This is a genomic window from Plantactinospora sp. CNZ320, assembly GCF_002846275.1.
Genome location: NZ_PJMP01000001.1, coordinates 6,704,560 through 6,730,206, shown reverse-complemented (window position 1 = coordinate 6,730,206; position 25,647 = coordinate 6,704,560). Strand labels below are relative to the sequence as shown.

At 70.0% G+C, this 25,647-nt stretch carries 19 protein-coding genes, 2 tRNA genes and 3 pseudogenes; 10 read left to right on the top strand and 14 right to left on the bottom strand.

Annotated features, from left to right (window positions below):
* Positions 1 to 14 precede the first annotated feature (14 nt).
* Entirely contained in the window at positions 15 to 1,412 is a 1,398-nt protein-coding gene (locus CLT71_RS30155) for an enolase C-terminal domain-like protein (protein ID WP_101370072.1), read from the top strand.
* Between the two features lie 2 nt (positions 1,413 to 1,414).
* A complete protein-coding gene (locus CLT71_RS30150; RefSeq protein ID WP_101370071.1) occupies positions 1,415 to 2,221 on the top strand; it encodes a FadR/GntR family transcriptional regulator in 807 nt (268 codons plus the stop codon).
* On the opposite strand, the gene CLT71_RS38315 is transcribed toward CLT71_RS30150, so the two are convergent.
* From CLT71_RS38315 to CLT71_RS30120, 7 genes are all read right to left on the bottom strand, one after another.
* A complete protein-coding gene (locus CLT71_RS38315; RefSeq protein WP_486483539.1) occupies positions 2,175 to 2,300 on the bottom strand; it encodes a hypothetical protein in 126 nt (41 codons plus the stop codon). The genes CLT71_RS30150 and CLT71_RS38315 overlap by 47 nt on opposite strands.
* Positions 2,297 to 3,187 carry a sugar ABC transporter ATP-binding protein gene (locus tag CLT71_RS30145; protein WP_486483538.1) on the bottom strand — a complete coding sequence of 297 codons (891 nt, stop codon included), beginning with the start codon at positions 3,185 to 3,187 and terminating at the stop codon, positions 2,297 to 2,299. Before CLT71_RS30145 ends, CLT71_RS38315 begins: the two co-directional genes overlap by 4 nt.
* Positions 3,187 to 4,245 carry an ABC transporter substrate-binding protein gene (locus CLT71_RS30140; RefSeq protein ID WP_101370070.1) on the bottom strand — a complete coding sequence of 353 codons (1,059 nt, stop codon included), beginning with the start codon at positions 4,243 to 4,245 and terminating at the stop codon, positions 3,187 to 3,189. The genes CLT71_RS30145 and CLT71_RS30140 overlap by 1 nt, the downstream gene beginning before the upstream one ends.
* Before the next feature lie 43 nt (positions 4,246 to 4,288).
* Positions 4,289 to 5,293: an ABC transporter permease gene (locus CLT71_RS30135; RefSeq protein WP_101370069.1), complete on the bottom strand. Its 1,005-nt coding sequence runs from the start codon at positions 5,291 to 5,293 to the stop codon at positions 4,289 to 4,291.
* Between the two features lie 347 nt (positions 5,294 to 5,640).
* Positions 5,641 to 8,463, bottom strand: a complete 2,823-nt coding sequence (locus tag CLT71_RS30130; RefSeq protein WP_101370068.1) for a glycosyl hydrolase family 95 catalytic domain-containing protein — start codon at positions 8,461 to 8,463, stop codon at positions 5,641 to 5,643.
* Between the two features lie 28 nt (positions 8,464 to 8,491).
* Positions 8,492 to 10,264 (bottom strand): family 43 glycosylhydrolase, encoded by a 1,773-nt coding sequence (locus tag CLT71_RS30125; RefSeq protein ID WP_101370067.1) that lies wholly within the window; start codon positions 10,262 to 10,264, stop codon positions 8,492 to 8,494.
* Between the two features lie 65 nt (positions 10,265 to 10,329).
* Positions 10,330 to 11,607 (bottom strand): cellulose binding domain-containing protein, encoded by a 1,278-nt coding sequence (locus tag CLT71_RS30120; RefSeq protein ID WP_101370066.1) that lies wholly within the window; start codon positions 11,605 to 11,607, stop codon positions 10,330 to 10,332.
* A gap of 697 nt (positions 11,608 to 12,304) precedes the next feature.
* On the opposite strand from CLT71_RS30120, the gene CLT71_RS30115 reads away from it, so the two are divergent.
* Positions 12,305 to 13,390 (top strand): LacI family DNA-binding transcriptional regulator, encoded by a 1,086-nt coding sequence (locus CLT71_RS30115; protein WP_101370065.1) that lies wholly within the window; start codon positions 12,305 to 12,307, stop codon positions 13,388 to 13,390.
* A 182-nt stretch (positions 13,391 to 13,572) separates the two neighbouring features.
* Here the strand turns inward: CLT71_RS30115 and CLT71_RS30110 are convergent, their stop codons facing one another.
* A complete protein-coding gene (locus CLT71_RS30110; RefSeq protein ID WP_101370064.1) occupies positions 13,573 to 15,078 on the bottom strand; it encodes an MFS transporter in 1,506 nt (501 codons plus the stop codon).
* Between the two features lie 185 nt (positions 15,079 to 15,263).
* Positions 15,264 to 15,860 (bottom strand): annotated as a pseudogene (wrbA, locus tag CLT71_RS30105) (NAD(P)H:quinone oxidoreductase); the annotation flags it as partial.
* A gap of 79 nt (positions 15,861 to 15,939) precedes the next feature.
* Here wrbA and CLT71_RS30100 point away from each other — a divergent pair.
* Complete coding sequence (locus tag CLT71_RS30100) at positions 15,940 to 16,431, top strand: MarR family transcriptional regulator (RefSeq protein WP_101370062.1); 492 nt, start codon at positions 15,940 to 15,942, stop codon at positions 16,429 to 16,431.
* A 111-nt stretch (positions 16,432 to 16,542) separates the two neighbouring features.
* Here the strand turns inward: CLT71_RS30100 and CLT71_RS30095 are convergent, their stop codons facing one another.
* Positions 16,543 to 17,406 (bottom strand): metallopeptidase domain-containing protein, encoded by an 864-nt coding sequence (locus tag CLT71_RS30095; protein WP_486483537.1) that lies wholly within the window; start codon positions 17,404 to 17,406, stop codon positions 16,543 to 16,545.
* Positions 17,391 to 17,615, bottom strand: a pseudogene (locus CLT71_RS38310) (cellulose binding domain-containing protein); the annotation flags it as partial. The pseudogene CLT71_RS38310 and the gene CLT71_RS30095, both read right to left, overlap by 16 nt.
* Before the next feature lie 95 nt (positions 17,616 to 17,710).
* On the opposite strand from CLT71_RS38310, the pseudogene CLT71_RS30090 reads away from it, so the two are divergent.
* The 3 genes and pseudogenes from CLT71_RS30090 to CLT71_RS30080 all read left to right on the top strand — a co-directional run bounded on the left by CLT71_RS30090 (position 17,711) and on the right by CLT71_RS30080 (position 19,759).
* Positions 17,711 to 18,582 (top strand): annotated as a pseudogene (locus tag CLT71_RS30090) (hypothetical protein).
* On the top strand, positions 18,579 to 19,178 hold the full coding sequence (locus CLT71_RS30085; RefSeq protein WP_101370061.1) for a flavoprotein: 600 nt from the start codon (positions 18,579 to 18,581) through the stop codon (positions 19,176 to 19,178). The pseudogene CLT71_RS30090 and the gene CLT71_RS30085 overlap by 4 nt, the downstream one beginning before the upstream one ends.
* 65 nt (positions 19,179 to 19,243) lie before the next feature.
* A complete protein-coding gene (locus CLT71_RS30080; protein WP_101370060.1) occupies positions 19,244 to 19,759 on the top strand; it encodes a GTPase domain-containing protein in 516 nt (171 codons plus the stop codon).
* Between the two features lie 153 nt (positions 19,760 to 19,912).
* On the opposite strand, the gene CLT71_RS30075 is transcribed toward CLT71_RS30080, so the two are convergent.
* A tRNA-Lys gene (locus CLT71_RS30075) sits at positions 19,913 to 19,988 on the bottom strand.
* Between the two features lie 189 nt (positions 19,989 to 20,177).
* On the opposite strand from CLT71_RS30075, the gene CLT71_RS30070 reads away from it, so the two are divergent.
* Positions 20,178 to 21,416: an Ig-like domain-containing protein gene (locus tag CLT71_RS30070; RefSeq protein WP_101370059.1), complete on the top strand. Its 1,239-nt coding sequence runs from the start codon at positions 20,178 to 20,180 to the stop codon at positions 21,414 to 21,416.
* Positions 21,417 to 21,673: 257 nt separating this feature from the next.
* Positions 21,674 to 22,999, top strand: a complete 1,326-nt coding sequence (locus tag CLT71_RS30065; protein WP_101370058.1) for an Ig-like domain-containing protein — start codon at positions 21,674 to 21,676, stop codon at positions 22,997 to 22,999.
* A gap of 158 nt (positions 23,000 to 23,157) precedes the next feature.
* Here CLT71_RS30065 and CLT71_RS30060 read toward each other — a convergent pair.
* Both CLT71_RS30060 and orn read right to left on the bottom strand, forming a co-directional pair.
* Positions 23,158 to 23,233 (bottom strand) — tRNA-His (locus tag CLT71_RS30060).
* Positions 23,234 to 23,456: 223 nt separating this feature from the next.
* Positions 23,457 to 24,053 (bottom strand): oligoribonuclease, encoded by a 597-nt coding sequence (gene orn, locus CLT71_RS30055; protein WP_101370057.1) that lies wholly within the window; start codon positions 24,051 to 24,053, stop codon positions 23,457 to 23,459.
* Between the two features lie 68 nt (positions 24,054 to 24,121).
* On the opposite strand from orn, the gene CLT71_RS30050 reads away from it, so the two are divergent.
* Positions 24,122 to 25,429: a glycosyltransferase family 87 protein gene (locus CLT71_RS30050; RefSeq protein WP_101370056.1), complete on the top strand. Its 1,308-nt coding sequence runs from the start codon at positions 24,122 to 24,124 to the stop codon at positions 25,427 to 25,429.
* Positions 25,430 to 25,647: the final 218 nt, after the last annotated feature.

Genomic DNA, 25,647 nt, shown 5'->3' with positions numbered 1-25,647 from the left:
ACGCGAGGACCCGTATGCCGCAGATCGTCGCCGTAACCGTCGAGGACGTCCGCTTCCCCACCTCGCTCACCGCCGACGGATCCGACGCGATGAACAAGGACGGCGACTACTCGGCGGCGTATGTCGTGCTGCACACCGACGGCTTCGACACCCAGGGTGCGCCGCTCGCCGGTCACGGACTGACCTTCACCATCGGTCGGGGCAACGACATCGTGGTCGCGGCGGCACTGCACCAGGCCAGGCGACTGATCGGGCACGACGTCCGGACGATGGCGGCGGACATGGGCGGGCTCTACCGCTTCCTCACCGCCGACTCCCAACTGCGCTGGCTCGGCCCGGAGAAGGGCGTCGTGCACCTGTCCCTGGCCGCCGTGCTGAACGCGGCCTGGGACCTCGTCGCCCGCGACGCAGGCAAGCCGCTGTGGCAACTGCTCACCGACATGTCGCCCGAGCAACTCGTCGACGTCGCCGACCTGCGCTACCTGTCCGACGCGTTGACCCGGGCCGAGGCACTGCAGATCCTGCGGGACCGGATGGACACCAGGGCCGCCCGGGTCGCCGAACTCAGCCGTACCGGCTATCCCGCGTACACCACCTCGGCCGGCTGGCTCGGCTACGACGACGACAAGCTGCGCCGGCTGTGCCAGGAGGCGGTCGACGCCGGGTACGGCCACGTGAAGCTCAAGGTGGGCGCCGACCTCGACGAGGACATCAGGCGTTGCGGCATCGCCCGCGAGGTGATCGGCCCGCACCGTCGACTCATGATCGACGCCAACCAGGTGTGGGATGTCGGTCAGGCCGTCGAGTGGGTCCGGGCGCTCGCCCGGTTCGAGCCGCTCTGGATCGAGGAACCGACCAGCCCCGACGACATCCTCGGGCACGCGGCGATCCGCGAGGCCGTCGCGCCGATCGGCGTCGCCACCGGCGAGCACTGCCACAACCGGGTCATGTTCAAGCAGTTGTTCCAGGCCGGGGCGATCGACTTCTGCCAGCTGGACACCGGCCGGCTGGCCAGCATCAACGAGATCCTCGCGGTGCTGCTGCTCGCGGCGAAGTTCGGCGTTCCCGTGTGCCCGCACGCCGGGGGTGTCGGGCTGTGCGAGATGGTCCAGCACGTCTCCGTACTCGACTACGTCGCCGTCTCCGCAGACCTGACCGACCGGGTGACCGAGTTCGTCGACCACCTGCACGAGCACTTCACCGACCCGTGCGTCGTCCGCGACACCGGATCGGGAAGCGCCTATGTGCTGCCCACCTCGGCGGGATACTCTACCCGGATGCGTCCCGAGTCCGTGGAACGGTACAGGTTCCCCGACGGCAGCTACTGGGCGACCGCGCCCCGCCCGCGCCAGCTCGCCCCGGCCGGGCAGTACGCCGTGCTGGACGGGTCGACCGCCACGTCCGGGCACTGACCATGTCCCGCACCGACGACGTGGTGAACGGCATCAAGCGGATGATCCTCGACGGGGTGTTCCGACCCGGCGACCGCCTGCCGGTCGAGAAGGAACTGGCCGAGTCGCTCGGCGTCTCGCGCGGCTCACTGCGCGAGGGCGTGTCGGCGCTGTCGATCCTCGGCATCGTCAACACCCGGCAGGGTGACGGGACGTACGTGACGGACCTCGACGCGACCCAGCTGCTGGCGCCGATGGGTTTCGTCGTCGACCTCCAGGGTCAGGGGGACGCTCGGCACATCCACACCGTCCGGCGGCTGCTCGAATGTGAGGCGGCCCGGCTGGCGGCCACCAGGATGACCGAGGAAGCGCTGCGCCAGGCCAGGGAGCTGCTGGACGAGGCGGCCCGGATCGTCGGCCAGACACCGCAGGACCACGAGCGGATCATCGAGATCGACATCGCCTTCCACCGCATCATCGCCGCACACAGCGACAATCCGGTCCTGGTCGGCCTGATCGAGGCGTTCGCCGGGCGTACCGTCCGGGGGCGGCTGTGGCGGAGCCTGCACGAGGAGGGTGCGGACCGGCGTACCCACGAGGAGCACGTGGCGATCTGGCAGGCGCTCGCGGCGCGCGACCCGGAACGGGCCAGGATCCGGATGGCCAACCACCTGGTCGGGGTCGAGGAGTCGCTGCACGGGCTGCCCGACGACGGCGACCCGGTGTCCGAGCCGGCGGCCGGTGACCCGGGCAGATCTGTCGACGCGTCGTCGACCGGCCCGGTCAGCGTCCCCACCAGCCGCCGTCGACCGGCAGTACGATCCCGCTGACGCCGGAGACCCCGAACGCGAGGTCGGCACCGGCGCCGACCGTACGCTTCCGGACCAGCCCGGAGGTTTCTGCCGTCATCGGTCCTCCGCCGTGGTCGTCCGGGCCCCGGTCATCGCCGCCACCAGGTCGTCGGTGCCGACCTCGGCCGCCCGGAACCGGGCCGTACGCCGCCCGAGCCGGAGCACCTCGACCCGGTCGGCGATCTCCAACACCTGTGGCATGTTGTGGCTGACCAGCACCACCGACATGCCGGCGTCCCGGGCCCGACGTACGACGTCGAGCACCCGCCCGGTCTGCACGACGCCGAGCGCCGCGGTGGGCTCGTCGAGGATGACCACGTTCGTCGCCCAGATGATCGCCCTGGCCACCGCGACGCACTGCCGCTGCCCGCCGGAGAGCATCGCGATCGGGGTGGTGACCCGGGGGATCCGGACGCCCAGCTCGTCCAGGGCCGCCGTGGCACCCCGACGCATGGCCCGCTTGTCGAGCAGCCCGAGCCGCCCCAGCAGGCCGGAGCGGACGAGTTCCCGGCCCAGATAGAGGTTGGCGGCGACGCTGAGGTCGTCGGCCACCGCGAGATCCTGGTAGACCGTCTCCACCCCGGCCCGCCGGGCGTCCAGTGGCGTACCGAAGTGGACGGCCCGGCCACCGATCCGGATCTCGCCCTCGTCCGGCGGATGTACCCCGGACAGCGTCTTGACCAGCGTGCTCTTGCCCGCGCCGTTGTCACCGATCAGCGCCACGACCTCTGCCCGGTGCACGGTGAAGTCGGCGCCGCGCAACGCTTCGACGTGCCCGAACCGCTTCACGATGCCACGGGCCTCCAGCACCGGCGGCTCCGCGCTGCCGTCCTGGCCGCCGGTGGCGTCCCGAGCGGCGGTGGCGTCGCGAGGGGTGGTGGCGTCCCGGGAGCCGGTGGCGTCGCGAGGGGCGGTGCCCGGGTCGGTGGTCGGCGCCGCGTCCATCACTGCACCGGCGGGTTGGCGCAACTGGGCTTGAGTACCGCCGCCGACTCCGGCGCGTCGAGATTCTCCTTGGTCAGGAACGTGACGCCGGTGTCCGCGGACGCCAGCGGCGCCTTCTCCCGGAGGTGCTTCACCATGCTGTCCACCCCGAGGTAGCCCATCTTGAACGGGTTCTGCACCACCAGCGCGGAGATCTGGCCGCTGCGCAGCCCGGCGATCTCGTCCGGGGCGGCGTCCCAGCCGATGATGACCACCTTGCCGGACTTGCCGGCCGCCTCGACGGCCTGCGCGGCGCCGAGCACACTCGGCTCGTTGGCCGCGAAGATGCCGGCCAGGTTCGGGTTGGCGGTGAGGATGTTCTCGGTGACCCGGCGGGCCTCGTTGACGTCACTGTGGCTGGGCTGCTGTCCCACCAGCTTCAGGTTGGCGTGCTTGGTCAGGCCCTCCTTGAAGCCCTCGACCCGCTCGGTGTTGGTCTGCGAGCCGGGCTGGAACTCGACGAGCGCCACGTCGTGGTTGCCGCTGCCGAGTTCCTCCGCCAGCATCCGGGCCGCCTCGACGGCCGCGGCCCGGTTGTCCGTGGCGTACAGCGGCACGTTGTCGGGCTGCGGGCTGGTACCCGAGTCGATCATGGCGACCGGGATGCCGGCGGAGATGGCCCGCTCGGTGGCCGGCGCGAGCGCGGCCGAGTCGGTGGCCGCGTAGACGATGCCGTCCACCTTCCGGGTGACGAAGTTCTGGATCAGGTTCACCTGCCCCTCGACATCGGTCTCGGCGGTGACGCCGTCCCACTGCACCGTGACCCCACCCGCGCGCTGGGCGGCACATTCGGCGCCGGCCTTGACCGTGCTCCAGAATTCGTGCCCGACCGCCTTGGGGACCACGGCGAGTTGCAGTGGTCCGCTCGGGTCCTTCGTCGAGCCGCCGTCGCCGTCCCGGACCTCGACGCCGCTGCACGCGGTGAGTACCGATGTCGCCATGACGGCGACCAGGAGAGCGCGGCCCGGCACGCGGCGCAGACCTGCGCGCCGGCCGGTGGTGGTGCTGTCTGCTGCCATCGGTCTGTCCTTCCCCCTGTCGGATGCGCCGGAGCCGGGCACGTCAGGCACGTGCTTCCAGCCGGCGGCGGCGGTACTGGTCGAAGTAGACGGCGGCCCAGATGATCAGGCCGACGATCACCTGCTGGTAGTGGATGCTGATGTCGAGCAGGACGGCGCCGTTGCGCACCAGGGCGATGAGGAACGCGCCGATCATCGTCCCGACGACGCGGCCTTGGCCGCCGAAGAGACTGGCCCCGCCGATCACCGCCGCGGCGATCACGTCGAGTTCGAGCGCGATCCCGTAGTTGGGCTGCCCCGAGTTGACCCGGGACGCCGCGATCATGCCGCCGAGCCCGACAAGCACTCCGGCCAGTACGTAGACCGCGGTCAGGTGCCGGCCGACCGGGATGCCGGAGCGCCGGGCCGCCTCCAGGTTGGAACCCATCGCGTAGGTGTACTGGCCGAACCGGGTCTGGGAGAGCAGGAACGCCACCCCGATCGCGACGACTGCGGTGAGCAGCACGGCGAACGGTATGCCGAGCAGCTCGCCGTTGCCGAGTAGTTGGAAGGACCTGGGCAGCCCGTAGACACCGACCGCCCCGGTGACGATGAAGACCAGGCCGCGCCCGACCGACATCGTGCCGAGCGTCGCGATGAACGGCGGGATCCGGGCCACCGTCACCAGCAGCCCGTTCAGCAGCCCGGCCGCCCCACCGACGGCGATGGCGACCAGGGTGGCCGTCCAGACAGAGAAGCCGAGGTCGCGCACGACGATCGCGCCCACCACCCCGGCGAGGGCCGCGACCGATCCCACGGACAGGTCGATGCCCCTGGTGATGATCACCATGGTCTGCGCGGTGGCGATGATGGCGATCACGGCGGTCTGCGACCCGATGTTGAACAGGTTGTCCGCCGTCAGGAAGTGCGGGCTGGCGACGCTGAGCGCGACGAAGAGTACGACAAGCGCGACGGCGGCGGTGAACTCCGAGACGGCGTGCGAGATCCGCTGCCGGAGCCAGTCAGCCAGCCTGCCCCGCGTCCCGACGGTGCTCTCGACGGTAGTCATCGCCGAACCGGACCTCCCGCAACCTCGCCGTACCGGGGTGGTTGGTCATCTGCGCCCGAGGCACCCGACTGCGCCCGGAGCGCCCGCAGTCGGGTCCGGACATGCCCACCGCTCACCGATAGATCAGATGTTTGTCCCGGACTGGCGTTACCATGCCACGCCCAGCCGCCGGTTGCCAAGGTCCTTCGTGGAGGTTTCAACATCGTTATGCCGGCGACAGCAAGGAAGTCGCCGGAGCCGGGCCCTGGGTCCGTCAATTGACGACACTAATTACAGCTTCTTAACATCAGATGTATGAGTCGATCGCAGGCCGACGTGGTCGGGCCCGGGCGCGCGCCGACGCCGGCTCAACTGGTCGTGCAGGTGAGGTTGGTCGGTGGGTTGTTGCTGCCGGTGACGGTGGCGATGAAGCCGAAGGTGGTGGAGCCGCCGGCCGGAAGCGCGCCGTTGTAGGCGGCGTTCGTCACCCGCACGGCCGACCCGCTCTGGGTGTGGGAGCCGCTCCACATCTGGTTGATCACCTGTCCGTTCGGGAACGTCCAGGAGACGGTCCAGCCCCGGATCGGTGCCGAACCGGCCGTCACCGTCACCTCGCCCTGGAAGCCGCCCTGCCAGGAACCCGTCACCGCATACGTGGCTCGGGCCCCGGCCGCCGGTGGCGAGCTGGTCGGGCTGGCCGTCGGGGAGATCGGAGCGGTCGGGGAGATCGAGGCGGTCGGCGTCACGGTCAGGGTCGGCGAAGGCTCCACCCCGGGCCGCGCCGCCCGGTAGGTCCGGCCCGCCTGGACGGTCAACTGGACGACATCGCTCTCCGGCCGGTTGGTGGCCGGCGTACTGCCGTCGGCGACGTCGACGAGCGTGAAGCTCCCGGTGAACAGCCGGGCGCGCAACCGGAGCGTGCCGGCCCGGTCGGCCCGGACCAGGATCTCGTCGGCCTGGCCGCCGGTCCACCGCACACCCACGGTATAGCCGCCCCGGCCGCGCAGGCCGGCCACCCGCCCGGTCGGCCAGGCGGTCGGCAGCGCCGGCAGCAGGTGGAGTTCGCCGTTGTGGCTGTGCAGCAGCATCTCGGCGATCCCGGCGGTGGCGCCGAAGTTGCCGTCGATCTGGAACGGCGGGTGCAGGTCGAACATGTTCGGCGCCAGCCGGTCGGTGCGGACCAGGTCGCGGACGAGTTTGTGCGCACGTGCACCGTCCTCCAGCCGGGCCCAGAAGTTGATTTTCCAGGCGAGCGACCAGCCCGTCCCGTCGTCACCGCGCAGCTCCAGGGTGCGGCGGGCGGCCTCGTACAGCTGCGGGGTGCCGCGCCGGGTGATCTGGTTGCTCGGGTGCAGGCCGTACAGGTGCGAGACGTGCCGGTGGGTCCGCTCGGTCTCCACCCAGTCGGCGAGCCACTCCTGGATGTTGCCGCGCGAGCCGACCCGCATCGGTGGGAGCCGGTCCCGGGCCGTCCGGACCTGGCTCCGGAAGGTGGCGTCCAGGCCGAGTACCTCGCTGGCCCGGGCGACGCCGTCGAAGAGGTCGCGCAGGATCTGGTTGTCCATCGTCGGGCCGGCGCAGACGCTGACCCCGGAGTGGTGGGCCAGCTCCGGCGAGTTCGACGGGTTGGTGACGAGATAGCCGAGCGACGGATGGCTGACCAGGGTCTCCAGGAAGAATTGGGCCGCGCCCCTCATCGCCGGATAGTTGGCGCGGAGGAACTCGACGTCGCCGGTGAACAGGTAGTGGTCCCAGATCAGGGTGGCCAGCCAGGCGCCGCCGGTCTGCCACATGCCCCACAGCGCGCCGTCGACGACCGAGGCGCCCCGCCAGCCGTCGGTGTTGTGGTGCGTGACCCAGCCACCGGCGCCGTACTGGGCCTGGGCGATCCGGGCACCGGTGACGGCCAGATCCTTGACCATGTCGAAGACCGGCAGGAAGCACTCGGCGAGGTTCGTCGTGTCGGCCGGCCAGTAGTTCATCGGCAGGTTCGCGTTGATCGTGTACTTCGAGTCCCAGGGTGGCGCCATCTGGTCGTTCCAGATGCCCTGCAGGTTGGCCGGCTGGCTGCCCGGACGCGACGAGGAGATCAGCAGGTACCGACCATATTGGAAGAGCAGTGCGGAGAACTGCGGATCGCTGACACTGCCGTGCTGGGCGATCCGCACGTCGGTCGGCTGGTCGGCCGCTGACGTGCGCCCCAGGTCGATCGACACCCGGTTGAACAGCGCCTGGTAGTCGGTCACGTGCCGGCTGCGCAGTTGGTCGAAGCCGACGTTGCGGACGGCGTTCAGCCGGGTCCGCGCGATGCCCTGGTAGTCGCCGTTGACCGTCCGATAGTCGACGTAGCTGGAGCCGATCGAGACCAGCAGGGTGACACTCATCGCGCCGGAGACCCGCAGCGTGCCGCCGGAACTGCCGACCGTGCCGCCGGTGGCGACCGCGCTGGCCAGGGCGAGGAACCTGACCGACCCGTTGAGGCCCTCCATGTTGCCGGAGATGCCGTCCAGGGCGATCGTGCTGGCGTCCGGGCTGGAGACCGTCGTCCGCTGTGGACTGTCGAAGGCGGCGGTGAACGTGATCGAGTTCGCCCGGTCGGCGGTCAGCCGGACCACGATCACCTGGTCCGGCGCGCTGGCGAAGACCTCGCGCTGGTACCGCACGCCGCCCTGAAGGTACGAGACGGAGACGGTGGCGGTGGTGAGGTCGAGCGTCCGCTGGTACTCCGACGCGGTGCCGGAGCCGAAGGCGAGCCGGAGGTTGCCGACCGGCTGGTACGCCAACTGCCCGGCCGGCCTGCCGAGCATCGTCTGGTCGACGAGGGTCTGCGCCTGGCTCCACTGGTCGGCGAAGACGAGCCGCCGGATCTCGGCCAGTGAACCGGCGCCACGGGTGTTGGCGGAGTCGTACGGGCCGCCGGCCCAGATGGTGTCCTCGTTGAGTTGCAGCCGCTCCGTGTCGACGTTGCCGAACACCATGGCACCGAGCCGGCCGTTGCCGATCGGCAGTGCCCGCAACCAGTCGGTGCCAGCAGACTCGTCGTACCAGAGGGCCAGGTCGCCGGCTGCCGTCACCTCCGGCGGTGCCGCCGAACGTTTCCGGGCGACCGCGGTCCAGCCCGTCGGCAGCAGCGCGGCTCCGGCACCGGCCGCCCCGGCGGTGAGCAGTTTCCTTCGGGTCACTTCAGGCATCGTGGGCGCTCCAGGGGGACGGGTGGGTTCACGGGCTGGTGCAGGTGAGCGACGGTGTCGAGGGAGCGCCGCCGGCCAGGAAACCGAACGTCGTCGAGCCGCCCGCGCCGAGCGAGCCGTTGTACGAGACGTTCCGTACCGTCGTCGTGGATCCGCTGGTGGTCGCCGTACCGTTCCAGACCTGGCTGATGGTCTGCCCGGCCGCGAGGGTCCAGCCGACCGTCCAGCCACTGATCGGTGCGGATCCGGCGGTGACCGTCACCTCGCCCTGGAAGCCGCCCGACCACGAGTTGGTGGTGCGGTACGCCGCGGTGCACGCGCCACTCACCGGCGGGGTGGTCGGCACCGGTGGGGTGGTCGGCACCGGCGGCGTCGCGGTCGGGGTGCTCGGCGGCGGCGTGCTGCCCCCGGCGCCGAACTGCCACCAGTTGAGGTTGAACAGGTTGCCGCTGCCACCGGTGAAGCGGAGGAAGAGGTCGTGCGTGCCGGTCGCGTTGCCGACCGGGCAGTTGGTGGTGGTCCAGCTCTGCCAGCCGCCGGTGCCGGACACCGTGCAGGTGCCGACGACCGGGCCGGTCGTGCTGTCCAACCGCAGTTCGATCCGGCCGCCGCTGGTCGCCGAGGCCACCCGTGCGCTGAAGGTGGTGGCTCCGGCGCCGAAGGCGACCCCCTTGACCTTGATGTAGTCGCCGTTGCTGACGTGCGCGACGTTGATGCCGCCCTCGCTGGCGGGCTCGGTCTCCACCCCGCTGCTCCAGGCGATCGTCTCGGCCTCCTGCCGCTGGTACGGGTCGAGGGTGCCGATCTGCGGCGCTCCGGCGCTCGTCATGTTGAACGTCGGGATGGTCCCGTCGGCGCGGTAGCTGAACTTCTCCACCGCCACCGAGCGGGTGAAGCCGCCGCCGCCGGGCAGCGCACCGTTGTGGTAGAAGAAGTACGATCCGCCGTTGAAGTCGATGATCCCGGGGTGGTTGGTGAAGCTGGCTCCCTGCCGGGGCATGATGGTCCCCCGGTAGGTCCACGGCCCGGTCGCCGTCGGCCCGGTGGAGTAGGCGATGAACTCGCTACAGCACTCCGCCGCGAAGATCAGGTAGTACTGGCCGTTGCGCTTGTACACCCACGGCGCCTCCTCGTAGAGGGTGGGCCGGCTCGTGTTGCCGGACCGGGCGCCGAAGCCCGCCGTGGTCAACGGGATCTGCGTCGGGCCGCCGGAGAACGAGATCATGTCGGCGTTCAGCCGCACGTACCACAGGTTCGGGTTGCCCCAGTACAGGTAGGCCTGCCCGTTGTCGTCGATGAAGGCGGCCGGGTCGATCTCACCGTTCTCCACGAGCGGCCGGCCGAGGGCGTCCCGGAACGGGCCGGTGGGGCTCTCCGACACCCCGACCCCGATGGCCATCCGGCCGGTCGCCCGGTTCTTCACCGGTACGTACCAGTAGAACCTGCCGTTTCGTTCGATGACGTGCCCGGCCCAGGCGTCCGCGCTGGCCCAACTGAACGTCGCCAGGCTCATCGGCGAGCCGTGGTCGGTCCAGTTCACCATGTCGGCGGACGAGAAGACCCGCCAGTCGCGCATGGTGAAGTACGTCGAGCCGTCCTCGTCGTGGCCGGTGTACAGGTAGATCCGCCCCTGGTGGACCAGGGGTGCCGGATCGGCGGTGTAGATCGTCTGCACGATCGGGTTGTCCGCACGGGCCGGTTGCGCGACAACGCAGAGCGCCGTGACGCAGACCAGACTGGCGAGCCAGGCGACGGCCCGGCTGAACCTGGTGACCGTGCGGGATGCGGGTACCTGTTCCACAACGACCCCCTCGGGTGGGTGGCCGGGGACGCGGCGGCGTGCCTGGCCGGACGGATGGTTCGCCGCTACGCCCGCGCGCAGGTCGGGGCCGGCGCGGTGTTGGTGCCGTTCCAGGTGCCGAGGAAGCCGAACGTGGTCGAGGCACCCGCGCCCAGGTTGCCGTTGTAGGTCTCGTTGGTGACGTTCTGGGTGCTGCCGCTGGGCGCGCTGCGGCCGCCCCAGATCTGGGTGATGGCCTGCCCGTTGGCGAACGTCCAGCCGACCCGCCACCCGGTCAGGCCGGCGGAGCCGGCGGTCACCGTGACGTCGGCCTGGAAGCCGCCCTGCCACTGGTTGACGATCCGGTAGGCGGCGGTGCAGCCTCCCGGTTGGCTGGTCGGCGGGTCCGTCGGCGGGTTCGTTGGCGGGTCCGTCGGCGTGCTCCCCTCGAACTGGGTGAAGAACCGCCACACCTCCGCCGGCACCCAGGTCCGGGAACCACTGTCACCGCCGGCACCGTCCTGCGGAGCGGCGATGTGCCCGCCGTCGAACGCCGCCCAGACCACCGGATACCCGGCTCGACACCCCGGGTAGCTGAAGACGGTGTGCGTCAGGCTGCCGGCCCTCGGCTCGGGCGGACTCGCGGCCGTACAGCCGTTGTTCCTGACGAACCGGTCGCGCAACGACCGACCGCTGGTGATGCTGTCGCCGATGCCGTGCACGCCGAGGTACGCGACCGGCTGGGTGCCGCCGCTGCATCCGCTCAGCGTTCCGGGGGACGACTGGACCGCGACCGCGCGGAACACGTCCGGCCGGGCGCAGGCGAGCGCGTAGCTCATCGCGCCGCCGTAGCTGAAGCCGACCGAGAACCGCTGCGCGGTGTCGACGCAGAGGTCGGACTCGATCCGCCGGAGCATGTCGTCCACAAAGGTGACGTCCTCGCCACCGGAGTTGGCCCAGCCGTTGCTGATGCCCTGCGGCGCCACGAAGATGGTGCTGTTGTCGGCCAGGCGCAGCAGCCCGTAGTAGGACCAGACATCCCGTTGCACGGTCTGGCCGGTGGCGACGTCGACGGCGGTGCCGCCCCACCAGTGAAAGCCGAACACCAACCGGTAGGGGCGGTTGTTGGTGTAGCCGTCGGGAATCCGCAGGATGAAGCTGCGGCTCTTGCCGCTGCTCTGGATGGCGTGCGTTCCGCTGGTCAGCGTCGGGTTGCGGCCGCAGCCGGCGCTGGCGGCGAGCGTACCGACGTCGGTGGCTGCCGAGACAGTGCCCTGGCTGCCGGCCAGGCTCGCGCCCGCGGTGGTGAGTACGAGAGCCGCTGCGGCCACCACTGATCCGAGGGCCAGTCCCCGTCTTGACATGACACCACTCCTCTACCGCTCGACACGGCGCCCGGTGGTACGACGTCGACGCGGTCACCTTGACCATCCATCGATATACATCGCTATAAAGGTAGGATTATCATCTGATGAATGCCAATGGATAGGCGGGATGAATCTCCACATAGCTCGTAATTGCCCTCGGATCAAGCGACGGTTCTGGGTGATTTATCCGATGAGTAGGCTCGACCGAGCACCCTTGGACGACGCGACCGGCTGGCCGGCCTGCCCGCCGGCACCACGCACAGGACGACGAGGTCGCTGATGTGAGCGCTAACATGAACGCCCGGTCTGCGCCCTGGGCTTCCGACTGTCGAGCCGGCCGGCCGGGCATCCCGGTTGCCCGCCGCCTCGCTCACATGGACTCTGGCCGATGCCACCGACGTCCGTCAAGATGTGTCGACAATGTTTCGCGAAACCGACCACCCGTCTCCGAACTCTCGTCCACCTTCGACCTCCGGCACCGAACCCGCACCGGACTCCTCGTAGCTCCCCTGACCTGCCTCTTGCTGGTCCGCCAGCAGCGCACCCCGGTGGCCCGACCCGGGCAGGGAGAGACACACGGGGTGATGGGTACGAAATGTGGCCGCTAACATTCGTACCGTCGTCGCCTGTCCCCGTCGGCCACCCGGCCCCTCGGCGCCGCCGGGACTGCTCGCGGTCGCCGTAGACTCCGGGCGTGCTGGAGGAAGGCCGACCGCGACGTCGTCCGGCTCGACGTCGTGGAGATCTGCCCATAGCGACGATCGCCGAACTTGCCGGCGTGTCGCCGCCCACCGTCTCCAAGGTGCTCAACGGCCGGGCCGGGGTGGGCGAGCAGACCCGGCAACGCGTGGAGGCACTGCTGCGTGACCACGGATACCGCCAGCCGTCCCCGGCCAGGACAGCACACGGCCTGGAGGTGGTGTTCCAGCAGATGCTCGGCTCCATCGCGATCGAGATCATGCGTGGCGTGGCCGGAGTGGCGGCGCTGCGCGACTGCACCGTCGGGTTCACCGACGTGCGCCCACGCGTCTCCGCCGGTGAGCTGTGGGTCGAACCGCTCCTGCTACGGCAGCCCGCCGGGGTGATCACCGTCTTCTCCGGGGTCACCGCCAGACACCGCGAGATGCTCGCGGCCAGTGGCGTTCCGCTGGTGGCGATCGACCCGATCGGCGACCTCTTCCCGGCACCGGCCGTCGGGACGAACAACTGGAGCGGCGCGGTCGCCGCCGCCCGACACCTGCTCGACCTCGGACACCACCGGATCGGCGTACTCGCCGGGCCAACCAGGGACCTGTCCGCACGGGCCAGGTTGGACGGGATCCGGGCCGCCCTGGACCACGTCGGCATCCCGTTCGACGACAGCCTGCTCCGGCACGGTGCGTTCACCTTCGAGGAGGGCCGGGACCTCGGCCGGGACCTGCTGACCCTGCCGGCGGCCCCGACCGCCGTGCTCTGCGGCGACGACCTCCAGGCGATGGGCGTCTACGAGGCGGCGCGGCAGCTCGGCCTGCGCATCCCCGACGACCTCAGTGTGGTCGGCTTCGACGATGTCGAGCAGGCCGGCTGGCTCGCCCCGGGCCTGACCACCGTGCGCCAGCCGTTCGCGGAGATGGGCGCCACCGCCGCCCGGCTCGTACTGGCGCTCGCCGACGGCCGGACGCCGACGCAGCACCGGTACGAGCTGGACACGACGCTTGTGGTGCGGGGCAGTACCGCGCCACCGCCAGCCGCACCACCGCCGGCCGCGCCACCGCCGCTCGCGCCCCGACGTCCGCGATAGCGCGGAAGCCGGCGGTCACGGTTACCGGCAGCGCCGGCGGTCGCGGTTACCCGAAGCACCGGTGGTCACTATTACCAGCAGCGCCGACGGTCGGCGGTTACCGGAGAGCGAGCGGTCACGGTTTACCAGCAGCGCCGGCGGTCGCGGTCGCCGGGAGCGCGGGTGGCCGGGCATTGCGGTGGTCACGGCCGGGGACCGGCCCCGGCGTGCGGACGGGGGGCCGACGAGCGCCGCGCTGGTACCCGCCGCTGCCGGGGCAGCAGCAGGCTGACCGCCGCGATGGCCAGGCCGATCCCGGCGGCCAGCAGGAAGACCAGGTCGTAACCGGCGGCGAGGGCGGCGGGCGAGCCGGCGTCGACGGCCTCCACCCCTTCCGCGGCGCCGGCAACCGCGCCGGCTCTGGCCGCGGCAGCCGTGGCGAGGACGGCCAGGGCCACCGCACCGCCCACCTGGCTGGCGGTGTTGGCCACCCCGCCGATCACGCCCGCGTCGGCTTCGGGCACGTCGGCGGTTACCGTGGCCATCAGGGTGGGGAAGGTCAGCCCGATGCCGACAGCGACGAGCAGGGTGGGCCCAAGCACGTCACCCGGGTACCCGCTGCCGGTGCCGGCCTGGGCGAGCCAGCCGAACCCGGCCAGGAAGCAGGCGCAGCCGGCCAGTACCAGCGGGCGGACACCGGCCCTGGGCAGCAGGCCGGCGGCGATCCGGGCGACCACCACGAACGTCACCGCCGCGGGTGTCTGGCCGAGACCGGCCTCCAGTGCGCTGTAGCCGAGGGCGTTCTGCATGAACAGCGACGTGAAGTACCACATCGCGATGGTGATGCCGCCGAAGAGCAGCAGCATGCCGTTGCCGACGGCCACGGTCCGGATCCTGAACAACCGTAGCGGCATCATCGGCTGCTCGGCGTACCGCGCCTGCACCACAATGAAGACGACGAGCAGCAGCAGACCCGCCAGCACCGGCCCGAGGACCCGCATCGACAGCCAGCCGTGTTCGGCGCTCCGCATGACCCCGTAGACCAGTACGGCCAGCCCGCCGGTTCCGGTGACCGCGCCGGCGAGGTCGAGCCGGCCCCGCCGGACGGCCCGCGCACCGGCCAGCGACACCATGGCCAGTACGACAAGCGCGGCGCCGATCGGCACGTTGACCAGGAAGACCCACCGCCAGGACAGCCCGGCGGTGAGGGCGCCGCCGGCCAGCGCGCCGGCCATCCCGCCGACACCGCCGGCGGCGGACCAGGCACCGAACGCCCGGGCCCGGGACGCTGGCTCGGTGAAGTGGGTGTTGACCACCGCCAGCGTCGCCGGGGCCAGCATCGCCGCGCCGACGCCCTGCACGGCGCGGGCGCCCACCAGGATCTCCGGAGTGGTTGCCAGCCCGCCGACCAGGCTCGCGGCGGCGAACAGGAACAGCCCGGCGACTAGGATCCGGCGGTTGCCGAACAGGTCGACGGCGCGGCCGCCAAGCAGCATGAAGCCGGCGAAGGTGAGCAGGTAGCCGTTCACCACCCAGGCCAGGCCGGTCGTGGTGAAGCCGAGTTCCCGCTGGACCGAGGGGAGCGCGACGTTGACGATGGAGACGTCCAGGATCACCAGGAACTGACAGGCACACGCCAGCGCCAGGACCGTCCGGGCGGATCCGCTCCGGGGCCGGGTGCGGCGGGTCGGGGTACCGCTGCTCGTCATGACCTCTCCCCCCACCGGTCCGCCGCTCACGCGGTCCGGGTGGCAGTGGCGGCCAGGTCCCCGGAGCTGCTCCGCTCGTCCCCGGAGCTGCCCCGCTCGTCCCCGGTGTTCGGGTCGTTCCCAGCGTTTCCGGCGTCGGAGATGTCTCCGGCGTTCCGGTCGTCCCCGGCGGCGTCGCGGTTGTCGCGCAGTCGGGACGCGAACCGGACCAGCCGGCGTCCCTGGTATCTCGCGGCCTCCAGCGTCGCCGCGCCGGGACCCTCGCCGTCGGGACTGCTCACGTGCGACGCGCCGTACGGGTTGCCGCCGGCTGCGTGTACGGCCGGATCGGTGAACCCGGGCGGGACGATGATCGCGCCCCAGTGGTAGAAGACGTTGGCCAACGACAGGATCGTGGCCTCGTTCCCGCCGTGCCGGTGGTACGCCGAGGTGAAGGCCGTCACCGCCTTGTCGGCGAGCTTCCCCTGGTGCCACAGCCCGTCGGCCCGGTCGATGAACTGCTTCAGTTGCGCGGCCGGCGCACCGAACCGGGTCGGCGTGCCGAACGCCCACGCGTCGGCCCAGGCCAGGTCCTCGGGCGCGGCCTCGGCGGTCGACACGGTCGCGTCGGCGTGCCGCCGCCACCGCGGGTTCTGGTCGATGGCGTCCTGCGGTGCCAGCTCGGCGACCCGCCGCAGCCGCACCTCGGCTCCGGCCGAGGTGGCCCCCTCGGCGACGGCCTGCGCGAGCGCGTGCACGCTGCCCGTCGCGCTGTAGTAGATGACTGCGACCCTGACGGTCATGTCGGCTCCCCCGTGCGAGTAGGATTGGTTACGCACATAATGTTATGCGCATAACCAATCCGTCTGTCAAGGAGGATCGATGGACTTCGCGCAGGCCGACGGCATCAACCAGGCCATCCGGCTGCTGAGCCTGCGCCACCGGGCCAGGGCCGCGGCGCTACTGGCCCCGCTCGGGCTGCACCCCGGCCAGGAGATGCTGCTGCTCGAACTCGCCCGGACCGGCCCGATGATCAAGGCCCAGCTCAGCGACGCGCTCGGCTGCGAGCCACCCAGCGTCACGCTGATGACCCGCAAGCTGGAGGCCAGCGGCCACATCCGGCGCAGCTCCACCCCGACGGACAAGCGGGCCAGCCTGGTCGAACTCACCGACAGCGGCAGAGCGCTGGCCGAACAGATCAGGCAACTGTGGTGCACCCTGGCCGAGGAGACCGTGGCCGGCCTGCCCGCCGAGACGGTGGCGGAACTGCCCGGCATCCTGCGGATCCTGACCGACAACGTCGACACCAGGCGCTCCGCACCCGACCGGTCGGGCCACCGGACCGGCGGTGTGGCGGATGCATCGAGCGGGTGACCGTCCGGGCTCCCGGGCGGCGCGCCGACGTCGCGGGCGCCGCCGCCGACGGCACTGCGGCGCCCGGAACACCGACGGTGGACACCGTGCAGAGCAGAATCCCGGAGTACGTCAGGAGAGGAAGCTGCCGTACGGCCCGTTCAGGATGCTGTTCTTCTGTGCCTGGCTGAAGTGCGTGTTCGGATAGTTGTAGAACGACGCCGACATCGGTGTGCCGTCCGTACTGGCCGAGTCCGGCAGCCCGAACGCGTGGCCGAGTTCGTGCACCATGCCGCCGTACCAGCGGTTCATCGGGCCGTTGATCCCGGCCGCGCCGTCGGCGTCGTGTCCACTGAGGACCACCCAGCCGACGCTGGCGCCACCACCGGAGTGGCCGGGGTCCTCGGCGCTGATCTCACCGACGTTGAGCCACCGGTTGTCCGGGTTGCGGATACCGAACCTGCGCATCAGTTCCTGGTGCATGTTCCCGACCACGCACCAGTACCTGTCGCCGCCCGGCTGGCAGTTGGTGTCGATGTACCACCTGGCGTCGTGCTCGCCCTCGACCACCTCGACAACGGGGTTGTTCAGGGTGAAGGTCCGACCCAGCTCCTGCCTGTAGTAACGCTGGGCCTCCCGCATCACCGCCGCGATACCGTCCGGGTAGCGCTGGTCGTAGGCGACGTCGGTCGGCCTGAGCCAGAAGACCCGGACCGTGCCGGCCGGCGGGGTGGCCGACGGGCCCGTGGGAGTGGGCGTGGGCGTACGGGTAGGGGCGACGGTCGGGGTGGGCGGCCTCGGTGTCGCCGTCGCGGTCGGGCCCACCGCCCCGGTGCAGGCGACATTGTTGAGCGTGAAGCTGGTTGGCACCGGATTCGAGCCGTTCCAGGTTCCGTTGAACCCGAACGAGGTGCTGGCACCGGTTGCCAACGGGCGTTGTAGCTCTGGCTGGTCGCCGTCACCGCCGCCCCGCTCTGGGTCACCGAGGCGTTCCACGCCTGGCTGACCGTCTGGCCCGAGGCGAACGTCCAATGCAGCGCCCAGCCGTTGATCGGATCGCCGAGGTTGGTTATCGACACGTTCGCGCCGAAGCCGCCCTGCCACTGCGAACTGACCGTGTAGGACACTCGGCAGCCGACGGCGGCTGCGGCGGGACCGGCCGCCGCGCCGGTGGCCGCCAGGGCCACCCCGAGACCGAGCACCATGCCGACCGCCAGTTGGCTGCGGGTCCGTCGATGTCGCATCGTTGCTCCCTTCAGAGGCTGGGCGTCCTCTTCTCTGGACATAGACACTGACCGATATGAAAACGTCTGGTGAGCCCAGTTCGAGGACGATGGCTTTCGGCACATCATGGCGTACGAAAAGGTTTTCGGCAACGAGTCAGGCTGTCGAGCCAGGAACCGTGCTGGCCCGAGCCACACCTGAGGCACGGGAACGCTTCGAGGCGCTACGGACGACCGGCACCAACGGGTGCACCAGTGGATGCCACACGACCGGATGCCGGCACGGATGCGGATACTGGCATTGACGGAGAGGGTGGGTCAGGCTCGGGTGGTGACGTGCGGCGGAGCGACCTCCTACCCGGAGCGGCTGTCGGCATCGCCGCTGTGCCCAGCATCGGACCGCCGCTCGACGCGCTCCTCTCGCCAGCGCGACCCGACGGTACGGCGCTGGCCTTCCCACAGTTCTCCTGGGCTGTCGCCGCCGCCAAGATCGACTACCAGGCCTGCCGGTACGAGCGCCTACGACCCGGACACCGCACACGCGATGCTCGATCAGGCAACCCGCGCCGCAACCCGCCTCGGCTACGACGGCAACGACCGGTGGACCGGCTTCGGCGCCACCAACGTCCTGCTGCACCGGGTCAACATCGCGCTGACCCTCGGCGACGCCGGGACGGCCATCGCGATCGCCCGCACGGTGCCGCTGGAGAAGGTGACACTGGCTGAACGCAAGGCGTCCCTGTTCGTCGACGTGGCACGCGCCTACACCCAGTGGGGTCGCTACGAGCACGGCCTGAGCGCACTGCGCGCCGCGTACGAGGTGGCACCCGAGGAGATCCGCTGCCGACCGGCGGTCCAGCGCATCGCCGGCCACCTCGCCATGCTCGCCAACAGCTCGGTCCGCTCCGCCGCTGTCCGTTTCGCCCAGAGCGCTGGGATCCGTACGTGAGCGGCAGCCACCTCCAGATCGTCGTCTGCGGCGCCGGCCCTGCCTCCGATGTGACCCACCTCGTCCGGATCGCGCAGGAGCGACGTTGGACGGTGGCGATCACAGCCACGCCGAGCGCGGTGGACTTCATCGGACCGCAACCGCTCGAGATGCTCACCGGTCATCCGGTCCGGTCGACCTACCAGTCGTCGCCCGGCACCCGCCGGTCGCTTCCCGCAGCTGACGCCCTGGTTATCGCCCCCGCAACCTACAACTCGATCAACAAGATCGCCCTCGGCCTGGCCGACAACTACGCCATGACCTCGGTTGCCGAACTGATCGGCAGGCAGGTGCCGACCGTCATCGTCCCGTTCGTCAACGCCGCCCTCGCCGCGCGGACGCCGTTCCGGCACGCCGTGGCCAGCCTCCGCGCCGAAGGGGTACGCGTCCTGCTCGGCCCTGACGACCGATGGGAACCGCACCCGCCCGGCAGCGGCAACGAACGGCAGAGAGCCTTCCCCTGGGCGGTGGCCTTCGAGACCGCGGCACAGCTCGCCTTCGAGACCGCGGCACAACTCGCGCACGAATCTCGACCGGACGCCTCCGGCCACGCCTGACCGGAAGCGAGCCCAGCCACCGTGTCGCGCCAGGCCCGATGCGTGTCGCCGTTAGCGTGGAAGCTGTGGACCGGATCGCCGTCATCGGTTGCGGCGGCAGCGGCAAATCCACTATCGCCCGGCAACTCGCGCGGATCCTCGACGTGCCGTTGGTACACCTCGACTCGCTCTACTACGACGAGAACTGGACGCCGCTCCCGCAGGACGAGTTCGCGGGCCAGCAGGAAAAACTCGTCACCGGCGGGCGATGGATCATCGAGGGCAACTACGCCAGCACCCTGCCCATCCGACTCGCCGCCGCCGACACCGTAATCTTCCTGGATCTACCCGCCACCACCTGTCTCTGGGGCATCACCCAACGCCGCTGGCGCTACCGGGGCGGCCAGCACCGGATTGACGGCGTCTACGACCGGATCACCTGGAACTTCATCCGGTACATCCTCGGCTACCGGCACACCATGCGGCCCCGGGTCCGCAACCTGCTCCAAGAGCACGGACCACACGTTCAGCTCGTCACCCTCGCCAGCCGACGCCACGCCAACCGGTACATCGACCGCCTACGACAGGAACGCAGCCGGTGACCCGACCCGGAAGTCCACGAAGATTCGCGCCGCGTGCCAACCGAGGCCAGCTGGTCCAACGGATTCAGTACGCCTACCGGGCGACCACCCGCCACCGGCGTACGCGAAAAAAGCCCCACCCGCACAGTAGTGCCAGGGCAGGGCCTTGATCGTTGGTGCGCCGCCAGGGACTCGAACCCCGAACCCGCGGATTAAGAGTCCGCTGCTCTGCCAGTTGAGCTAGCGGCGCTCGCTGACAACGGGAGAAACCTTAACACGGTCGCAGGAGGAGGCTCCAACCAGTTCCCCCACTCCACGACGAGGGGATCATTCGAGCCGACAAAACGGTCATTCCTCTCATAGGTTTGGTGTCCGGGCTCAAAACTGTGGTGCGGATAGTGCACGATGTCTCCCGGGATTCGAGTGGACCGAGGTGGGGATGGGCAGGAGCACGCGCAACTGGGCGATGATCATCGCTTTGGCGATCGCCGCGCCGCTGGGTACGGCGGCGTGTGGCGGCGACGAAGACGAGAAGCCACAGTTCGTCAGCGGTAACGGCGGGGCGGCGGGAGTTACTGCGACCCCGACTCCACCTGCCGAGCCACTCGAGTTCACGATCACCCCGGCCAGCGGCGCCAAGAAGCAGCCGGTGAGCGTCGAGATCGGCACGAGCATCAAGGGCGGGAAGATCAGCAACGTCAGTCTGACCCTCGACGGAGGCGGCGAGGTCAAGGGGCAGATGCGGCCGGACGGCTCGTCCTGGGTACCGGCAGCACCGCTGAAGTACGCCAAGACCTACACCGCCCAGGTCACCGCGACCTCGCCGTCCGGCCAGACGGAGACCAAGACCACCTCGTTCACCACCATGGCCAAGCCGAAGTCGGTGATCGGCTCCGGCCTCTACCTCTTCGACGACAAGACCTACGGCGTCGCCATGCCGGTGGTGGTGGAGTTCTCCCCCGGGATCGCCAAGAAGGACCGGGCCAAGGTGCAGCAGCGGATGTTCGTCGACTCCGACCCGCCGCAGCCCGGCGCCTGGCACTGGGTCTCCAACGGTACCCAGGCCTACTACCGTGCCCCGGAGTACTGGCAGCCCGGTACGACGCTGAGCGTGCGGATCGGACTGGAGGGCATCCCGCTGAGCAACGGCCGGTACGGCAACGTCGACCGCAAGGCGACCGCCAAGATCGGCAGCAGGTTCGAGATGAAGGTCGACAACAAGACCAAGAAGATGACCGTCCTCGAGGACGGCAAGGTGGTCCGCACCATCCCGGTGAGCCTGGGCAAGAAGAGCACCCCGTCGTCGAGCGGCACCATGGTGGTGATGGAGAAGAAGGAGTCGACGGTCTTCGACACGCGCGACGACCCGGACCCGGCCAACCGCTACGTGACGGACATCGACTTCGCCCAGCGCCTGACCTGGGGCGGGGAGTACATCCACGCCGCTCCGTGGTCGGTCGGTGACCAGGGACGACGCAACGTCTCGCACGGCTGCGTGAACATGTCCACGGCGAACGCCCGCTGGCTCTTCGAGAAGACCAAGACCGGCGACCCGGTGACGATCGCCGGCACCGAGCGCAAGCTGGCCTCCGGCAACGGCTGGACCGCCTGGAACCTGCCCTGGAATGAGTACGTCAAGGGCAGCGCCCTGCCGGTTCCCGCCGACCTGGGCGCCTGACAGGCCAGGAACCGAGACCGGACCGAGGCTGACCGAGGCCGGATCGTGACCGGACCGTTGGCGGCACGGAGACGAATCGCGGACGGATCGAGGACGACTTCGGTCGACATTGCGGTACCAACCGGTTGAATCGACCCTGTCCGATGGTGTTCTACGGCACGGGAGGAAACGAAAACTTGCTCACGGGCGTCTTTGGGAGAGGATGACCGTGGGGATCGAGTGGGTACAGCTGTGGAAAACAGCAGTGTGAGGGGACCATGCGACCAGGCCGAGACAAGTTCACCCGTCGTACCTCCGAGCGGGGTCTGGCGACGCGGGTACGCCGACCCGCGCCGTTGCGGGCCCTCGCCTCGGTCCTGATCGCCGGCGCCCTGGCGGTCACCGCGACCGCCTGCACCGGCAACGGCGGCGAGGGTTCCGGGCCCTCGTTCCAGGGCGGCAGTGAGGCGGAACAGCAGGCGAAGGCCTCGGCGACGATCACCGCACCGGCCGCCGACGCCAAGGACGTACCCGCCTCGGCGGAGATCGCGTTCAGCAGCAAGGACGCCGTCGAGACGACCGTCGAGGTCAAGAACGCGGCCGGTGAGGCCGTCAAGGGCGCACTCACCGCCGCCGGGACGTGGCTGCCGGAGAAGGCGCTCGAGTACGGTACGACGTACACCGCGACCGTGACCGCGACCGGCGACGACGGCAAGCCGGCGACGACGACCAGCACCTTCACCACCATGGCCAAGCCCAGCAAGCAGATCCGGGTGACCAGCTTCCTCGGCGACGGCCAGACGGTCGGGGTCGGTATGCCGTTGATCGTCAAGTTCAGCCGGGCCGTGCCGCAGGACTACCGGGACGACGTGCAGCGCCGGATGACCGTTCAGGCCACTCCGGCCCAGGAGGGGATCTGGCACTGGGTCAGCCCGACCGAGGTGCGCTACCGCCCGAAGACGTACTGGAAGGCCAACACCGAGATCTTCTACAAGATCCAGGCCGGCGGGCTGCCGATGGGCGACGGCTGGTACGGCCGGGCCGACCTCACCGTCGACATCAAGACCGGACCGGCGGTGGTGATGACCGTCGACAACAAGACCAAGAAGATGACGGTCACGAGGGACGGCAAGGTCATCAAGACCATCCCGATCAGCCTCGGCAAGAAGAGCACCCCCTCCTCCAGCGGCACGATGGTGGTCATCGAGAAGCTGAAGAAGACCGTCTTCAACACCATGGACGATCCGAATCCGGCCAACCGCTACATCACCGACATCGAGTACGCCCAGCGGCTCACCTGGGGCGGCGAGTTCATCCACGCCGCGCCCTGGTCCGTCGCCTCACAGGGGCGTACGAACGTGTCGCACGGCTGCGTCAACATGTCCACCGCCAACGCGAGCTGGCTGTTCAACCAGACCCGGGTCGGCGACCCGATCGTGGTCAAGGGCACCGAGCGCAAGCTGCAGAACGGCAACGGCTGGACCGATTGGAACATGAGCTGGGACGAGTACGTCAAGGGCAGCGCGATCCCGGTCAGCGAGACGGCGGCCGAACCGACCACGGAGCCGACCACCGAACCGACCGCGGACACCGTCACGGGCTGAACCGGCGGCGAGCCCGATACGACGGCATCGCCCGCGCCCTCACCGGCCCCGCCCGGAGAGGGCGCGGGGCGTTTCCGATTCCCCTACACGGCCCCTAAAACGATCAAGACCCCCTCGGGGACGAGGGGGTCTTGATCTGTGGATCATGAGATCCGACTTGGGGTGACTGATGGGATTTGAACCCACGACACCCGGGACCACAACCCGGTGCTCTGCCAACTGAGCTACAGCCACCATGTTCAGTTTGATCAGGAACATCCGCCACAACCGGACCAGTGGACCCGGCATGGCGACGACCAATGATAGCCACACCCCTCCCCCCGCCGTCGACCGGGTTGCACCCTGATCCGGACGCCGCCGGGAACGGCCGGGACGACGCCGGGACAGCCGGGACGACGCCGGGACAGCCGGGACGACGCCGGGAACGACCGGGGCGGGGAAGAACCGGCCGGGGCCGTCAGAGTTCGGCGGCTATGGCCTTGGCGGCGTCCACGTCCGGCCCGGGCAGCGGTACGAAGATCGTCCGCCGGTAGTACTCCAACTCCCGGACGCTCTCCCGGACGTCGGCCAGGGCCCGGTGGGCCAGCCCCTTGGCCGGCTGCCCGAAGTAGACCCGGGGGTACCAGCGGCGGCACAGTTCCTTGATCGACGAGACGTCGATCATGCGGTAGTGCAGGTGGGCGTCGAGTCGCGGCATGTCACGGGCCAGGAAGCCACGGTCGGTGGCGATCGAGTTGCCGCAGAGCGGCGCGGTGCGCGGGTCCTTGACCAACGAGGTGACGTAGTCCAGCACCATGTCCTCGGCCTCGCGCAGGCTCACCGTCGAGCGGCGAACCTCCTCGGTCAGTCCCGAGCGTTCGTGCATCGTTCGCACGATCTCCGGCATGCCGTCCAGCGCCTGCTCGTCGGCGTGGATCACCACATCCACACCCTCCCCGAGCACGTTGAGGTCACGGTCCGTGACCAGCGCGGCGACCTCGATCAGGGCATCCTTGCCAAGATCGAGCCCGGTCATCTCACAGTCGACCCAGACGAGAAGATCAGCCACGACGATCAGACTACGCTCAGCCTCGGCAACCGCGCCTCAACGCTGTGGACAGAACGGACCGCTAGGGTTTTCCCGTGCCAGCCGATCCCCCCGTGCCATCCGCCACCGACGAGGACGATCCCGGCGGCCGCACCGCACGCCAGATCATCGTCGTGGTGCTGGTCGCCGCGGCGGTGCCGCTGCTCTATCTGCTCAGCACCCCGCACAACTTCTACGATCTCAAGATCTATATGAGCGCGATGCGCTGGTGGGCGGACGGGAACCCGCTCTACGACTACGTGCAGGCAGACGATCTGCAGGGCCAGTTGTACTTCACCTACCCGCCCTTCACCGCCCTGCTGCTGCGTCCCTTCGCCGGGCTGCGGATCGGGGCCACCGCCGCCATCTTCACCACGCTGACCGTACTGGCCCTGCTGGTGACGACCTGGTGGCTTGTCTCCTCGATCGCCGATCGGCGCGGGGTGTCCCGGTGGTTCGCGGCCGGGCTCGTCGTACCACTCGCCTTCGCCGTGGAGAGCACCCGGGAAACCATCATCTTCGGGCAGATCAACATGCTGCTCGTGGTGCTGGTCCTGGCCGACCTGCTCTTCGCCGTACCCCGGAACTCGCGCTGGGCCGGCGTCGGGATCGGGCTGGCGACGGCGCTCAAGCTCTATCCGGGGATCTTCATCGTGTACCTGCTCGTCACCCGGCGGTGGCGGGCGGCGCTGGTCTCGTCCGCGACGGCGGCCGTCGCGACGCTGCTGGCGGCGGCCATCGCCCCGAGCGACTCCTGGCGGTTCTGGACCCACGAGCTCTGGCTGACCGACCGGGTGGGCCGGCCCGACTACACCGGCAACCAGTCGCTCTTCGGGCTGCTCAGTCGCTTCACCACGCCCGGAGAACCCAACCAGGCGCTCTGGCTGGTGCTGGTCGTCGCCATCGCGGCATTCGGGCTGTGGCGGGCGGCGCGGGCCGCCCGGGCCGGTGACGAACTCGCCGGACTGACCCTGACCGGCCTGGTCGCGGTGCTGGTGAGCCCGATCACCTGGACCCACCACGCGTACTGGTTCGTTCCGGCCGTGGTGGTGCTGGTCGACGCCGGACTACGTCCGCCCGGTCCGGGCGGCGGTCCGCCCGGCGTCCGAGCCGGGCGCCGCCGCCAGGTCGCGCTGCTGGCGCTCGCCGCGCTGCTCACCGCCGCGATCGTGTACGGCGTGGTCTCGTACTACGACTGGGGGCGGGACTTCGTCCGGACGGATGCGCCCGGTGAGTTCCTGTTGCGAAACCTCTACGTGCTCTTCGCGCTGTTGCTGCTCTTCGTGCTGCCCATCCGCCGGGCGTCACCGGACACGGGTACCGAGGCCGAGGCCCCAAAACATGAACCAAGTATCCGGCAGTAGCAGAAGTTGCACCAAATGGACAGATCTATCTAGTACGCCTAGATACGGTTAATCTAGGAACGCACATCTGAAGCGTCCCTTCGGTACACCGATCCCCCGGTGAAGGTGGCCCCCCGTGTCGGCAGCGCGGGGGGCCACCCGCCATTCACCGGCGTGCGGTCGAGGCGGTCGGCTCACCCACCGACGCCCCCGCCCCTGCCCCCTCCCACCCCCGACCG

Bases quoted from the DNA above. Each gene is read 5' to 3' on its own strand.
- CLT71_RS30135 (WP_101370069.1), bottom strand. From the start codon at position 5,293: ATGACTACCGTCGAGAGCACCGTCGGGACGCGGGGCAGGCTGGCTGAC.
- CLT71_RS38315 (WP_486483539.1), bottom strand. From the start codon at position 2,300: ATGACGGCAGAAACCTCCGGGCTGGTCCGGAAGCGTACGGTCGGCGCC.
- CLT71_RS30120 (WP_101370066.1), bottom strand. From the start codon at position 11,607: ATGTCAAGACGGGGACTGGCCCTCGGATCAGTGGTGGCCGCAGCGGCT.
- CLT71_RS30070 (WP_101370059.1), top strand. From the start codon at position 20,178: ATGGGCAGGAGCACGCGCAACTGGGCGATGATCATCGCTTTGGCGATC.
- CLT71_RS30140 (WP_101370070.1), bottom strand. From the start codon at position 4,245: ATGGCAGCAGACAGCACCACCACCGGCCGGCGCGCAGGTCTGCGCCGC.
- CLT71_RS30110 (WP_101370064.1), bottom strand. From the start codon at position 15,078: ATGACGAGCAGCGGTACCCCGACCCGCCGCACCCGGCCCCGGAGCGGA.
- CLT71_RS30100 (WP_101370062.1), top strand. From the start codon at position 15,940: ATGGACTTCGCGCAGGCCGACGGCATCAACCAGGCCATCCGGCTGCTG.
- CLT71_RS30145 (WP_486483538.1), bottom strand. From the start codon at position 3,187: ATGGACGCGGCGCCGACCACCGACCCGGGCACCGCCCCTCGCGACGCC.
- CLT71_RS30150 (WP_101370071.1), top strand. From the start codon at position 1,415: ATGTCCCGCACCGACGACGTGGTGAACGGCATCAAGCGGATGATCCTC.
- CLT71_RS30155 (WP_101370072.1), top strand. From the start codon at position 15: ATGCCGCAGATCGTCGCCGTAACCGTCGAGGACGTCCGCTTCCCCACC.
- CLT71_RS30065 (WP_101370058.1), top strand. From the start codon at position 21,674: ATGCGACCAGGCCGAGACAAGTTCACCCGTCGTACCTCCGAGCGGGGT.
- CLT71_RS30130 (WP_101370068.1), bottom strand. From the start codon at position 8,463: ATGCCTGAAGTGACCCGAAGGAAACTGCTCACCGCCGGGGCGGCCGGT.